Source organism: Virgisporangium aliadipatigenens (assembly GCF_016863615.1).
In the GTDB taxonomy this organism is placed as follows: domain Bacteria; phylum Actinomycetota; class Actinomycetes; order Mycobacteriales; family Micromonosporaceae; genus Virgisporangium; species Virgisporangium aliadipatigenens.
In genome coordinates, this window is record NZ_BOPF01000013.1 from 145,439 (window position 1) to 159,384 (window position 13,946).

Consider the following 13,946-nt stretch of genomic DNA (forward strand, 5'->3'; position numbering starts at 1 on the left):
ATTGGTCCGAACGGCTTCCTGATGGGGCTTTTGCGTTTAAGACACGTCGCGGGCCACAGGAGGTGATCCTGAGGCCCGTGACCGGCCGCTACGCGCTCAGCCGATGATCGTCGGGTCGTCGTCGGGTGGCGACGAGGACGAGGTCGGCGGCGGGTCGGGCGACCTCGACGTGGACGAGGAGGTCGACGGCGACGGCGACGGGCTCGGCTGCGTTCCCGGCCCCTGCGTCGTCGGCACCGGCGGCGGCACGTTGGGCCCCCGGGTCGTCGGGCGCGGGCCGTTCGTGGCCTCCGGACTCGGCGAGTCCGAGGTCGACGGCGACGCCGACGGGGACTCCGACGGCGGGTCGACCTGCAGGGTCGGCGGCGGCGGCTGGCTGCTCGGGTCGACCGTCGGCCGCTGCGGCAGCGAACGCCCGTCGCCACACGTCGGCGCGGGACCGCTCGGTGCCGGCGCCCCGGCCAGCGTCACCTTGCCGACCGCGACCTGCGCGCCGGTCGGCTCCACGGTCAGCCGCGCGAGATTCTGCGTCACCACCGGCCCGGCCTGGGTCTGCACCGTCAGCTGGAACGGCCAGAACGCCGAGGACCCGCTGGCGGTGTCCACGAGCATGCGCCCCTTGCCGAGGTTGACCCGCCCGGTCGGCTGGATCGGGTGCCCCGACGGGCTGAACAGCTCACCGACGGCCAGCTGGGTGCCGGCACACAGCACCGCCACCGAACCGCCGCGGAACGTCAGCCGCACCGCCGACCGCGCACCCGTGAGGATCGTGTCGCCGGCCCCGAGGTAGCGGTCCGCACCGGCGGCCAGCCCTTCCGGCGCACCCTCGACGGTCACCTCCGCCGTACCCGACTCCACCTGCACCAGCACGCGGTCGGAGGGCATCTCCGCCCAGGCCGGCGCCGGCCAGAAGTTGGTGCCGGTGAGCAGAACGGCGAATCCGAGCACGAGCACCAGCAGCCAGCGCAGGCGGCGTTCGAAGTGGCCGTCCACGTCGCGGTCGATGTCCTGCGACGGCGGGCCGGGCGGCACCACCAGCGGCGCCGGGGGGCGCACCGAGTGCACGCCGCCGCCGGAGGCCGCGTGCACCGCGCCGGCGCCGGCGAGGGGGTGCGGGGCGGGCGGCAGCGGGGAGACGTTGGCCAGGCCGGGGAAGCGCCACACGCGCACATGGGTGCGGGCGACGGCCGCCTCACCAGGCCCCTCGTTGCCGAACGGGCCGATCACCGAGCCGCGCCGCACCTCCTCGCCGTCGTAGCGCTGCAGGGCACCGGCGGCGACCAGGGCCGCGTCGGCGGGGCCGTCGAGCACCAGCGGCGCACCGGGCGGCAGCGGAACGACCTGCGCCCGCGCCGTGATGCCCAGGTACGCCTCGGCCGACACGGTGGAGAACTGCGGCGTCTCGTCGAGCAGGTCCTCGAGTTCGGCCAGGTCGGCCGGGGGCGGGGAGGGCAGCTCGCCGACGGCGTTGACCACCACACCCGACGGAACGGCAAGCAGCGTCGCCCCGATCGTGTACCACTCCAGGCTGGCCGGGTTGCCGGTGAGCGCGTTGGCGAGACCGATCAGCCCGCCCGCGCCGATCCGCTGCCGGATGACGCCACCCGGGTCGCCCGGCCGGCGCGCCTCGGCGATGCCCTCGACCACCACGAACAGGTCGGAGACGGCCGCGCCGCGGTGCACCAGCGGCTCCCCGTCGCGGGGCCGGACCCAGCGCGCCTCGCGGCCCATCTCGGTCAGCGCGTCCGGGTGCAGCCCGCCCAGGCCGCTCGCCCGCAGGCCGTCCAGCCGGGCCGGCAGGTCCTCGTGTACCTTCGCGTCGGCCCTGCGCCGCTGCCAGCGCCGGACCGACCGCACGGCCTTGCCGCCCAGCACGTACAGCATCGGGGCGAACAGCGCGAGCACGATCACCAGCACGCCGAGCTTGCCCAGGAACCCGCCGTGCCACAGGCCGGTGAACAGGCCGCCCACGCGGTCGACCCAGATCCGCCACACGAGGTTGGCCGCGACGGCGAGCCACGCGACGGCGAGCATCCCGTACAGCGCGATCAGCCGGCCCTCGCCGTCCAGTTCGCGGAACTTGGGCGGCTTGCGCCGCAGCCGGGCCCCCACCCAGGCCAGCGCGCGGGAGCGCAGGTTGGGGATCTCCAGCCAGTCCATCAGCAGGTAGTAGCCGTCGAGCGCGATCAACGGGTTGAGGTTGAACAGCGCGTTCAGGTACCAGACGAACGCCAGCTTGAACGCCAGCGGCGCGACCGGCGGCAGCAGCAGCGCCAGCAGCGACATCGTCCCGGCGAGCACGAGGCCGGCGGCCGGTCCCGCGGCGGTCGTGACGATGCGCGCCCGGCGGCTCGACATCCACACGTCGGTCGTGTCGACGAACACGCTCGGGATGCCGAAGTAGACGAGGAACCCGGCGGCCGGCACCCGGCGCCCGGCGTGCTTCACGGCCAGCGCGTGCGCGAGCTCGTGACAGGCCAGCGCGAAGACGTTGCAGACCAGCAGCACGATCGCGCCGGTGAAGTAGGAGCCGCCGCTCAGGAAGACCGACTGGTCGCCGCGCAGCCACAGCACGCAGAACGCCCCGAGCCCCAGCACCCCCAGCCCGCCGAGGAACAGCGCCACGAGCCGGGTGAACAGCAGCTTGCCGCCGGCCCGGTAGAGGAAACCGACGAGCGGGTCGACGTTGGCCAGCACCATCCGCCGCCCCCGCGCGAACGCCAGTGCGGTCCGCACCAGCCGCCCCTTGGTGCGCACGGCCGAGAGCGTCTTGAACGCGTCGACCGGCAACTCCTCCAGCAGCCGGTTGCCGGCGAGGTCGGCGACGACGCGGGTGACCTGCTCGGGTGCGAGCCGGCCGGTGATCCGCGCGAAGTCGGCGACCAGCCGCGCGACGGAACGCTGCCCGTCCATGCACTCGACCAGCGCCCACTCCTCCGGCGTCAGCCGCAGGTAGCAGGGATCCGCCTCGTCGGGCGAACGCAGCATCACGTACGTCGCGCCGCGGGCGCTCTGCAGCTCGACGACCTCGACGCCGTCGCGCAGGCGCGGGGTGGCCTTCGCGGGGTTGAGACGTTCGGACACCGCACGCCACACGTCCGCGTCGTGCGGACCGACCGGCTTACCGGGGGCCCGCCCCGCGAGCACCTCCCAGAAGTCCGGCCGGGATTCGACGATCGTCACCCTGAACGCTCCTCATGTACCAGCCGACAGCGCAGCGTAGAGCGCGAAGGAGGCACGGCGCCACCATCCCATTGGTCAGGCAACGCTGAGTACACACGTCGATGTCGTCCAGTGACACTCCGCATCGCACCGCCTTCCCGATCACGAAGATCACGAGAAATGACACGACAGCCACCCCTCCGCCAAGAATGGGGTGGCTGTTGTGCCATTCGGTCATTCGTCACCCTGAAGATCCGCCCCGACTCGTGCGGACCGAGTCATCAGGTGCCGAGAGTCGATTCGACGGCTGCGCGCCCTGCGCGTCGACGAGCAAGCCGACGAGGTAGCCAGGTCCGTCTGGTCGCTGCCGCCTCTTCGACCTGCTCCCACGTGCACCCATGCACCAACAGCAGGTTGGCTCGACTCAGGTCGGCACCCTTCATGCAGACTCCGCTCAGGTTTGCCTTCATGAGCCCGGCACCGGAGAGGTCAGCTCGCTCCATGTTGGCACCCGCCAGGTTCGCGCCCCTCAGCGCCGCAGCCGACAGGTCCGCACCCACCAATTGGGCGTTACGAAGCTGGGCGCCGATCAATACCGCAAAGAACAGATCTGCACCGTCCAGGGACGCTTCATCAAGATTTGTACGGTATAAGAACGCATTACGGAGAACAGCACCCACAAGGCTTGATCCAGCCAAGCTTGCCCCACTGAGTTCAGTTCTGACCATTATGGCGCGATCCAAGATCGCACCACGGGCGTCGGCAGACACGAACGACGCCATGGACGCCTCAGCCTCGACTAGGCAAGCCTTTGCCAGATTGGCGGAGCGAAGTGAAGTCATCACCATGCAGCTTCCGTCAAAGCGGGCCTCGGCAAGGTCCGCGCCGTCGAGAATCGCGTGTTCGAGACGAGCCCCTGTCAACCGAGCCCGTCGCAGGCTCGACTCCGCCATCGCGGCTCCCGATAGATCGGCCTGGTCCAATCGCGAACCGGAGAAGTTGACCCGGTCAAGCCACGCTCCGGCCAGGTTCACGCCCCGCAGGTCCAGTCCGCTGAAGTTCAGCTGAACTGGATGCGCCTCCGGCCGTCTCGGCCTGCCGGCGATAACCGTAAGCGCCGCTTGCACGTCAGCGGCAGGTTCTGCCGGCATCGGCCTCCGAGGCCAGATGGGATTGTCAGGGTGACCATCGACTGACGAACGCGGCGATCGGTCACGGACAAACGCCACCAGCACCTCCACGATGTCGGAGTGCAGGGACGCCGCGTCCAGCAGTAGCCGCTGAAGAGAGTGGATACCGCCGATGCGTATGTACAACTCCTCAGAGCCGAGCCGTTCGAGAGCCTTGGTAAACCGCTCGGTCGCCTGGCCTCGGTGCGCAAGACGGTAGTTGACTGCGGTGAAGGCGAGACCGGTCAGCACAACGAGCGCACCGCCGATCGATACCAGCAGAAGACGCGCGTTATGCGTCGCTGTCATCCGCTCACCTGAGGTGAGGTTGGCTCCCGACGGCCCCCGCAGCATCGGGTTGAGCCACTCCGGCGCATGTTCAATCGCGAACGCATACATGATCAGCACGACAACCGTTGCCAGGGAAGCGACGAACCAAGGCGCGCCACGGCGCGCGCCGTACCTCAGCCGTTCATTCATGCGACCAGGGTGATCGAGGATCTTGCATCACATCGGTCACCGGAACGCACGTCATAGGAAGACTTGAGGTGGGATCACCCTGGTGGGTGAAACAGGAGCGGGGTGGGCGCGGCAGGTTTCGAACCTGCGACCCCTCGCTTGTAAGGCGAGTGCTCTCCCACTGAGCTACGCGCCCGCGAACGTGCTCTCTGCCGGCGCGCTTCGCGGCTACGCCACAAAGAACCCGTAAGAGGGTTCGGAACATGATACCCGACGGGGCGGCGCCGTTCTCGACGCCGCCCCGTCCCCGGAGGTCTAGCGGCTACACCGCGGCCAGCGCCTTGCGCCAGACCGCCTGGTCCCGGGCCTCACCGGGCCCGTTCATCTCGGCGAACCGGATGACTCCGCCCGGATCGACGAGAAACGTGCCACGGTTTGCCGCACCGGTCCGCTCGTTGAACACCCCGTACGCCTGCGCGACGGCGCCGTGCGGCCAGAAGTCGGCGAGCAGCGGGAAGTCGAAACCCTCCCGTTCGGCCCAGACCTTGTGGGCGAAGATCGAGTCGACGCTGACCGTCAGCACCTGCGCCGTGTCGTTCTGGTACGTGGCGAGGTTGTCGCGGATCTCGGTCAGCTCGCCCTCGCACGTCCCGGTGAACGCCCACGGGTAGAAGACCAGCAGCACGTGCCGGTCCGCGAAGTCGGCGAGTGCGACCTCCCGCCGGTGCTGGTCGCGCAGCGCGAACGGGGGCGCGGACGCCCCCACGTCGAGCGGCACGTCAGCGCCGGTTGCTCGTGGCGCGCCGGGCGACGAGACGGGCGCCGGTCCAGTCCTTGCCGGCGTTGACCGTGGAGGTCTGCTGGAGGCCGGCCGTCGGCGCGGACTCGTTGACCTCACTGGGCTCGACGTGTCCGGGCCGGCCCGCCTTGGGGGTGAGCAGCCAGACCACTCCGCTGTCGGCCAGCGGGGTCCGGGCGTTGACGAGCGTGTCGAACAGGTCACCGTCACCGTCGCGCCACCAGAGCAGCACGGCGTCGACCACCTCGTCGGTGTCCTCGTCGACCAGTTCTCCGCAGCGTTCGATGAGCGTGTCGCGGAGATCCTCGTCTACGTCGTCGTCGTAGCCCATCTCCATTACGACCATGCCCGGCTCGATCCCGAACCGGTCCGCCAGGCTGCGTCCGTCGGCCTGACCCGCGGTCGTGTTCACCGTCCCTTGCCTCCTTGTCGTCTGTTTTTACTCAATGCAGTATCCACGGATCAGCACCCGTTAGCCGGTTAGTCCACACAGTACGGCTCCGGGACGCAAGTGTCGGGCCGTACGAAAACGGCAGGTCGGCTATCTGGCCAGCAAAGATCTGGCGCCCTGGACGATCTGCTCCTCCGACACAAGGACGTGTTTGGCGGCCGGACCCAGCGGCACGTACGAGTCCACGGCGGCCACCCGGCGCGCCACGCCGACGTATCCCGCGTCGACCAGGGCCGCCAGCACCCCCTCGCCGACGCCGCCCGAACGGCGGGTCTCGTCGACGATCAGCACCCGGCCGGTGGACGCGGCCTCGCGGATGATGTCGGCGACCGGCAGCGGGGACAACCAGCGCAGGTCCACCACCCGGCAGCCGATCCCCTCGGCGGCCAGCGTCGCCGCGGCGCGCAGGGAGAGCCGCACGCCGTTCCCGAACGTGATGATCGTGACGTCCTCCGCGGTGCCCGACTCGTAGACCCGCGCCCGCCCGATCGGCACGTGCCGCGTGGACCAGTCGGCCGGCGCGTCGTACTGGCCCAGCCACTTGTTGTCACCGTCGGCGTACAGGTCGCGCGTGTGGTAGAGCGCGATCGGCTCCAGGAACACGCAGACGCTCCCGTCGACCAGCGCCGCGGCGAGGCAGGTGCGCAGCAGTGGGCCGGCGTCCTCCGCACACGCCGGCACCGCGAGCACCAGCCCGGGGATGTCCCGCAGCGTCGCCACGGTGTTCTCGTTGTGGAAGTGGCCGCCGAAGCCCTGCTGGTAGGCGAGGCCGGCGATGCGCACCACCATCGGGTTGCGGTAGGCGCCGCTGGAGAAGAACTGCATGGTGGCCGCCTCGCCGCGCAACTGGTCGACGGCGTTGTGCAGGTAGGCCAGGTACTGGATCTCGGGGACGGGCAGCAGGCCGCCGGTGCCGGCGCCGAGCGCCAGCCCGAGGATCGAGGTCTCGTCGAGCAGGGTGTCGAAGACCCGTTCCGGTCCGAAGCGGTCGCGTAGTCCCTTGGTCACCCCGTAGACCCCGCCCTTCTCCGCGACGTCCTCCCCGAAGACAAGCGCTTGGGGGAACGCCACGAGCGCGTCGGCCAGCGTCGCGTTGATCGCCTGCGCGAGGGTGAGCCCGCCGGACTGCTCGGGCAGCTTGCCGGAACCGCCGGAGAGGCGTTCCTCGCGCACCTTGGCCAGGGTCTCGGCGGCCGCCGAGACGGCCCGCGTCACGCGTACCGGACGGCGCGGGGCCAGCGGGGAGGTGACCTCCGCGGCAGAGGAGAGCTTGGGCTCGGTGAGCACCTCCTCGGCGACCCGCCGCACCTCCCAGCCGATCTCGTCGTACCTGCCGACGACCTCGTCGGGCGTCATGATGCCGGCGTCGACGAGCAGTCGCGCGGTGGCCACGACGGGGTCGCGGGCGAGGCCGTCCTCGATCTCGGCGGCGGCGCGGTAGCCGATCTCGGCGTCGGCCCCGGCGTGGCCCATCAGCCGGACGGTCGTGAGGTGCAGGACGGCGGGGCGGCGTTCCCGGCGCACCCACTTGGTCGCCTCCACGGCGGCGTCGTAGGTGGCGGCGAGGTCGCAGCCGTCGGCCTCGAAGTAGCGGATGCCCGGCCGGGCCCGCAGCGTCGCGGCGACCCAGCCCTCCGGCGAACGGACGCTGATCCCGAGCCCGTTGTCCTCGCAGACCATCAGCAGGGGCAGCTTCTCGCCGCGGTGCGCGTACCAGCCGACGGTGTTGAGCGCGGCCGTGGCGGTGGCGTGGTTGACCGAGGCGTCCCCGAACGACGCGACGACCACGGTGTCGGTGTCGCCGTCGCGCGCCACGGCGAACGCCAGCCCCACGGCGCGCGGCAGGTGCGAGGCGATCGTCGACGTGGTCGGGATGATCTGCAGCTCGGCGCTGCCGAAGATCTTGTGGCGGCCCCCGGCGATCGGCTCCTTCGCAGAGGCGACCAGCCCCCGCAGGACGTCCCGCAGCGGATCGGTGCCGGGCAGCTGGGCGGCCCGCGCGCAGTAGAACGCCCCGGAGCGGTAGTGCAGCAGCGCCGGGTCACCGGGCCGCAGCGCGGCGGCCACGGCGGCGTTGCCCTCGTGCCCGGAGGAGCCGATCGTGTAGTAGCCCTCGTCGAAGCTGCGTAGCCAGCGGGCCGCGAGGTCGAGGTGCCGGCTGGCCAGCTGCGCGTCGAACAGCTGCCTGGCCCGCTCGCCGCTCAGTCCGGTGCCGGCGCGCACGGGTGCGTCTGGACGCCCGGCGGTCTCGGCGGGGCGTAACGCCGCGAGCTCGGACCGGAACCTTTCGTCGAGATCCTGCGGGGTGGTCACGCGAAACAGCATGTCCGAAACCGGGCGGGGGCTGCCAGTGCACAACGCGGTAACGGTGGACGTTCAGTGCCGAAGGCGCAGCTCACTGTACTGCTCCGAGCCGAGGAAAACGGGCAGGATGAGGGCCGCCGTCACGCCGAGGTCCTTGGCCGTGGCCTCGTCGATCGTGACGAAGACCATCGCCTGCCCCTCGCCGAGCACGACGTCGTCCTGGGTGGCCTCGGTCGTGCCGCAGTACGCGTGGATCTCCACCTCGTTGCCGTTGTCGAAGACGGACGGCCGGTAGAACACGCCGAGCGGGGCGATGTCGTCCACCCGCAGCCCGGTCTCCTCCCACAGTTCCCGGCGGGCGGCGTCGAGCGGCTCCTCGCCCGGCTCGATCTGCCCCCCGGGGAACGTCCACTGGTTCGGCGAGGTGCGCGCGTTCGCGTCGCGGTGTTGCATGAGGATGCGGCCGGCCCGGTCCAGCAGGAGGACCACCGCGACACGTCGTTCGATCACCACTCAGATGGTGCCGTATCAGGTCACCCCGCAAGGAACGACAGGCGGACCGAGCGTGTGGGATTGTCTCCGTTGGGGTCGACCAGGCAGATCGACTGCCAGGTGCCGAGCGCGATCTTCCCGTCGATGACGGGCAGCGTGGCGTACGGCGCCACGAACGCCGGCATCACGTGGTCCCGCCCGTGCCCGGGCGAACCGTGCCGGTGCCGCCAGCGGTCGTCGGTCGGCAGCACGTCGTCGAGGGCGGTCAGCAGGTCGTCGTCGCTGCCCGCACCGGTCTCGATGATCGCCACCCCGGCGGTGGCGTGCGGTACGAACACGTGCAACAGACCGTCACCCCGGCCGGCCACGAACGACTCCGCCTCGCTGGTGATGTCGGCCACGGTCGGCCGGGATCCGGTGCGCACAGTGATCAGTCGGCTGTCCATTCGGGACAGTCTGCCGGGCTCAGAATCCGGAGGAGGACCCGCTGTCCCCACTCGTGTAGTCGGTGCCGCTCACCGTCAGGCCGCCGCTGTCGTCGTAGGTGCGGCGGCGGCGCGGCTCCCGGGGCCGGGTCCGCACGTCGATCCAGGCCATGAGCAGCAGTGCGAGGACCAGCAGGCCGACGCCCACCACGATCGCGACGGTCATCAGCTCCCCCCTCCGCCGCAGCCGCCACCACCACCGCAGCTGGACCCGCCGCCGCAGCCCGAACCGCCGTCGGAACCGGAGCCGCCGTCGGAACCGGAGCCGCCGTCCGAGCCGGAGTCGCCGCCACCGGAGCCGTCACCGACGCCCGAATAGCGGTGCCTACGGGAGCCGTTGGCATGCCGCCGCGCCGTCCCCGCACCGGACGCGATCCCCACCAGAGCCAGGAACATGAGGGCCACCACCCCGCAGCAGAGGGCACCGACGATGCCTGTGTCCGCCGCCGCGAGGAACGCCCCCGAAGCCGTTGCCACCATGAACCGACGCTAGGGAGGCCGGGCGGCGCGGCGGCCACCACCGGCCGCAACCATGGAAAAACTTGAGAATGGACGCCGTCGAACGGCGTGGATCAGTCCGAAGTGGAGCGACCCCGCGGGGCCTCCCCGCCGAACCCGGTCCAGTCGCCGTCGCGCGCCGCCGTTGCGTCGGACGGCCGGTGTGGAGCGCCCCCGCCGAACGCGCCGCCGAGCCCGTTCTTGGCGCGGCGCAGCCCCATCGCCAGGGCCGCCCCGCCGGCGAGCACCACCACGAGGAACAGCCCGGACAGAACGAAGCACCCGACGAAGCTCAGCGTTCCCATGGATCGGGAGGCTATCGACCGCGCACGATCCGGCCCCGCGAGGGGGTCTTTCGTCACCCGTTGTTACCCCCGGGTACGTGGGATGGGTCGCGGTACAGGTGACGGGCCGGGCCGGTAGGGGGCAGGATGGGGTGAACCGCTACTTCGACAAAGGAACGCCTGTGGCCACCGAACGCAAGCGCCCGGTGATCAGCGACGGCCTACCCAGCCAGTTGCCTGACATCGACCCGGAGGAGACCACCGAGTGGGTCGAGTCGCTGGACGGCGTCATCGACACGCTGGGTCCCAAGCGCGCCCGCTACATCATGCTGCGCCTGCTCGAACGGGCCCGCGAGCGCCAGGTCGGCGTTCCGCCGCTGACGACCACCGACTACATCAACACGATCCCGCCGGAGCGGGAGCCGTGGTTCCCCGGTGACGAGCACGTCGAGCGCCGCATCCGCGCCTACATCCGGTGGAACGCCGCGATGCTGGTGCACCGCGCGCAGCGCCCCGAGATCGGGGTCGGCGGCCACATCTCGACCTACGCCAGCGCGGCGAGCCTGTACGAGGTCGGCTTCAACCACTTCTTCCGCGGCCGCAACCACCCCGGCGGCGGGGACCAGATCTTCTTCCAGGGCCACGCCTCCCCCGGCATGTACGCGCGCGCGTACCTGGAGGGCCGGCTGAGCGAGCAGCAGCTCGACGGCTTCCGGCAGGAGCTGTCGCACCCCGGCGGCGGGCTGCCGAGCTACCCGCACCCGCGCCTGATGCCGGACTTCTGGGAGTTCCCGACGGTGTCGATGGGGCTGGGCGGCATCAACGCCATCCAGCAGGCCCGCTTCAACCGCTACCTGCACCACCGGGGCATCAAGGACACCAGCGACCAGCACGTATGGGCCTACCTCGGCGACGGCGAGATGGATGAGCCGGAGACGCTCGGCGCCGTCGGCATCGCCGCCCGCGAGGAGCTGGACAACCTCACCTTCGTCATCAACTGCAACCTCCAGCGCCTCGACGGGCCGGTGCGCGGCAACGGCAAGGTGATCCAGGAGCTGGAGGCGTTCTTCCGGGGCGCCGGCTGGAACGTCATCAAGGTGGTCTGGGGCCGCGAGTGGGACCCGCTGCTGGCCGCCGACACCGACGGCGCGCTGGTCAACCTGATGAACACCACGCCCGACGGCGACTACCAGACGTACAAGGCCGAGTCCGGCGCGTTCGTCCGGGAGCACTTCTTCGGCCGGGACCCGCGCACCCGCAAGATGGTCGAGTCGATGTCGGACGACGACATCTGGAACCTCAAGCGCGGTGGCCACGACTACCGCAAGGTCTACGCGGCGTACCAGGCGGCGCTGGAGCACACCGGCCAGCCGACCGTGATCCTCGCGAAGACCATCAAGGGCTGGACGCTCGGCTCGCACTTCGAGGGCCGCAACGCCACGCACCAGATGAAGAAGCTGACCCCGGCCGACCTGAAGACGTTCCGGGACCGGCTCTTCCTCGACATCCCGGACAAGGCGCTGGAGGAGAACCCCTACCTGCCGCCGTACTTCCACCCGGGTGTGGGCTCCGACGAGCACAACTACATGATGGAACGCCGCAACGCGCTCGGCGGCGGCGTGCCCTCGCGCAACACCACGGTGATCCCGCTGGCGCTGCCGAAGCCGGACGCGTACAAGGACATCAAGCGCGGTTCCGGGAAGCAGAAGGTCGCCACCACGATGGCCGCCGTGCGGCTCATCAAGGACCTGATGAAGGACAAGAAGACCGGCAAGCGCTGGGTGCCGATCATCCCGGACGAGGCGCGCACGTTCGGCATGGACGCGATGTTCCCGACGGCGAAGATCTACTCGCCGCACGGCCAGAACTACACCGCCGTCGACCGCGAGCTGTTCCTGTCGTACAAGGAGTCCACGACCGGGCAGATCCTGCACGAGGGGATCAACGAGGTCGGCTCGGTCGCCGCGTTCACGGCGGCGGGCAGCTCCTACGCGACGCACGGCGAGCCGATGATCCCGGTCTACATCTTCTACTCGATGTTCGGGTTCCAGCGCACCGCCGACGGGCTGTGGGCCGCCGCCGACCAGATGACCCGCGGCTTCCTGCTCGGCGCGACGGCCGGTCGCACCACGCTCAACGGCGAGGGCCTGCAGCACGAGGACGGCCACTCGCTGCTGATCGCGGCGACCAACCCGGCCGTGGTGGCGTACGACCCGGCGTTCGCGTTCGAGGTGGCGCACATCTTCGAGGACGGGCTGCGCCGGATGTACGGCGACACGCCGGAGAACGTCTTCTACTACCTCACCATCTACAACGAGCCGATCCTGCAGCCGGCCGAGCCGGAGGGCATCGACGTCGAGGGCCTGCGGAAGGGCCTCTACCGGTACTCACCGGCCACTGTGGACGGTCCCCGGATCCAGCTGCTCGCCTCCGGTTCGGGGATGCAGTGGGCGCTCAAGGCGCAGCGGCTGCTCGCCGAGGAGTGGGGCGTCGCCGCGGACGTCTGGTCGGCCACGTCGTGGACGGAGCTGCGCCGCGACGCGGTGGAGGCCGAGGAGTGGAACCTCATGCACCCGGAGCAGGAGCCCCGGCTGCCGTACGTCACCAAGGCGCTCGCCGACGCGGCCGGCCCGGTGGTGGCCGTGAGCGACTTCATGCGCGCCGTCCCGGACCTCATCGCCCGGTGGGTGCCGGGGTCGTACACGTCGCTCGGCACCGACGGGTTCGGGCTGTCGGACACGCGGCACGCGCTGCGCCGGCACTTCCACGTCGACGCCGAGTCCATCGTGGTGGCGGCGCTGCGCCAGCTCGCCCGTTCCGGCGAGGTCAGGGCGAGCGCGGCGGCCGAGGCCGCGAAGAAGTACGCCGTGCACGACGTCAACGCCGCGCCGGTCGGCGAGACCGGCGGCGACTCCTAACAGTGGTGGTGCGGCTCCCCGACCCGGCCGAGCACGGTCTGGTCGGGGACCTGGTCGCCTACGCGGGCCGGGTCGCTCCGGCCCGCGTCGGTCCGCCCGCCGTGCTCGGGCACCGTCAGGGTGAGCTGGTGGTGCGCTGCGGCGCGCTCGTGGTGAAGGCGCACTCGACGCGCACCGACACCCACGCGCTGGAACGCCGGCTCGCCCTCGCCACGGAGACCGCCCTCACCGAGGTGCTGCTCCGGCCCGTCCACAGTGGACACCTGCGGACCCGGTTCGTGACGGTGTGGCCGGTCGCCCGCGCACTGCGCCCCGACGCCCAGGAACTCCCCTGGGAGGAGGCGGGCCGGCTGCTCGCCCGGCTGCACACGGCGCGGGTGCCGCAGAGCCGTGTGCCGGAGGCGGGCGGGCCGCGCAAGCTGGCCTCGGCGATGCGGCGGCTGGCCGTTCATCCGGCGGGCGGCGGGGTGCGGGCCGCGATAGTCAAGGCCGCGTACGCCTCGCTCCCCGCGTGGTGCCGCGGTTCGGCGCCACAGCCGCGTTCGATGATCACGCACGGGGACTTCCACTTCGGCCAACTGGTCGAGACGCGCCACGGCTGGCGGCTCATCGACCTGGACGACCTCGGTGTCGGCGATCCCGTGTGGGACCTGGCCCGCCCGGCCGCGTGGTTCGCCGCCGGTGTGCTTCCCGAGGGCGGCTGGGAGCGGTTCCTCACCACGTATCGGGAGCACGGCGGACCGGCCGTCGGCGAGGACGAGTGGGTGGATCTGGACGGTCCGGCCCGCGCGCTGACCGTGCAGACGGCCGCGCTCGCGATCGTCAACGGCGACCTCGACGTGGCAGAGGTGTTCGTCGGCGGCTGCCGTCGGATCGTGGAGCAGGAGCGTAGGCTTCAGGCAACCGTCACGTGAAGGCAGGTCGA

General features: G+C 71.0%; 12 protein-coding genes and 1 tRNA gene. 2 read left to right on the forward strand and 11 right to left on the reverse strand.

The genetic code is table 11. The annotated features are described in order from the left end of the window. Positions 1-96 precede the first annotated feature (96 nt). From Val02_RS19405 to Val02_RS19455, 11 genes are all read right to left on the reverse strand, one after another. Positions 97-3,183, reverse strand: a complete 3,087-nt coding sequence (locus Val02_RS19405) for a cyclic nucleotide-binding protein (RefSeq protein WP_203900529.1) — start codon at positions 3,181-3,183, stop codon at positions 97-99. A gap of 260 nt (positions 3,184-3,443) precedes the next feature. After that, positions 3,444-4,811 carry a pentapeptide repeat-containing protein gene (locus Val02_RS19410; RefSeq protein ID WP_203900530.1) on the reverse strand — a complete coding sequence of 456 codons (1,368 nt, stop codon included), beginning with the start codon at positions 4,809-4,811 and terminating at the stop codon, positions 3,444-3,446. Between the two features lie 103 nt (positions 4,812-4,914). Beyond that, positions 4,915-4,986: transfer RNA gene (locus Val02_RS19415), tRNA-Val, on the reverse strand. 126 nt (positions 4,987-5,112) lie between these two features. Further along, a complete protein-coding gene (locus tag Val02_RS19420; RefSeq protein ID WP_203900531.1) occupies positions 5,113-5,568 on the reverse strand; it encodes a peroxiredoxin in 456 nt (151 codons plus the stop codon). 1 nt (position 5,569) lies between these two features. Continuing rightward, positions 5,570-6,001, reverse strand: a complete 432-nt coding sequence (locus Val02_RS19425) for a DUF3052 domain-containing protein (protein WP_203900532.1) — start codon at positions 5,999-6,001, stop codon at positions 5,570-5,572. A gap of 129 nt (positions 6,002-6,130) precedes the next feature. Next, positions 6,131-8,365 (reverse strand): thiamine pyrophosphate-dependent enzyme, encoded by a 2,235-nt coding sequence (locus Val02_RS19430; RefSeq protein ID WP_203900533.1) that lies wholly within the window; start codon positions 8,363-8,365, stop codon positions 6,131-6,133. Positions 8,366-8,416: 51 nt separating this feature from the next. Next, entirely contained in the window at positions 8,417-8,854 is a 438-nt protein-coding gene (locus Val02_RS19435) for an NUDIX hydrolase (RefSeq protein WP_203900534.1), read from the reverse strand. Positions 8,855-8,877: 23 nt separating this feature from the next. Further along, on the reverse strand, positions 8,878-9,282 hold the full coding sequence (locus tag Val02_RS19440) for a secondary thiamine-phosphate synthase enzyme YjbQ (RefSeq protein ID WP_203900535.1): 405 nt from the start codon (positions 9,280-9,282) through the stop codon (positions 8,878-8,880). Between the two features lie 19 nt (positions 9,283-9,301). Next, the gene (locus Val02_RS19445; protein WP_203900536.1) at positions 9,302-9,487 is read right to left on the reverse strand and encodes a hypothetical protein; all 186 of its coding nucleotides are present in this window, start codon (positions 9,485-9,487) and stop codon (positions 9,302-9,304) included. Next, positions 9,487-9,801 (reverse strand): hypothetical protein, encoded by a 315-nt coding sequence (locus Val02_RS19450; protein ID WP_203900537.1) that lies wholly within the window; start codon positions 9,799-9,801, stop codon positions 9,487-9,489. Before Val02_RS19450 ends, Val02_RS19445 begins: the two co-directional genes overlap by 1 nt. A gap of 92 nt (positions 9,802-9,893) precedes the next feature. After that, a complete protein-coding gene (locus Val02_RS19455) occupies positions 9,894-10,124 on the reverse strand; it encodes a hypothetical protein (protein WP_203900538.1) in 231 nt (76 codons plus the stop codon). 161 nt (positions 10,125-10,285) lie between these two features. On the opposite strand from Val02_RS19455, the gene aceE reads away from it, so the two are divergent. Together aceE and Val02_RS19465 are read left to right on the forward strand one after the other, a co-directional pair. Further along, a complete protein-coding gene (aceE, locus tag Val02_RS19460) occupies positions 10,286-13,021 on the forward strand; it encodes a pyruvate dehydrogenase (acetyl-transferring), homodimeric type (protein WP_203900539.1) in 2,736 nt (911 codons plus the stop codon). 2 nt (positions 13,022-13,023) lie between these two features. Beyond that, positions 13,024-13,935: a phosphotransferase family protein gene (locus Val02_RS19465; RefSeq protein ID WP_203900540.1), complete on the forward strand. Its 912-nt coding sequence runs from the start codon at positions 13,024-13,026 to the stop codon at positions 13,933-13,935. The last annotated feature ends 11 nt before the right edge of the window (positions 13,936-13,946 follow it).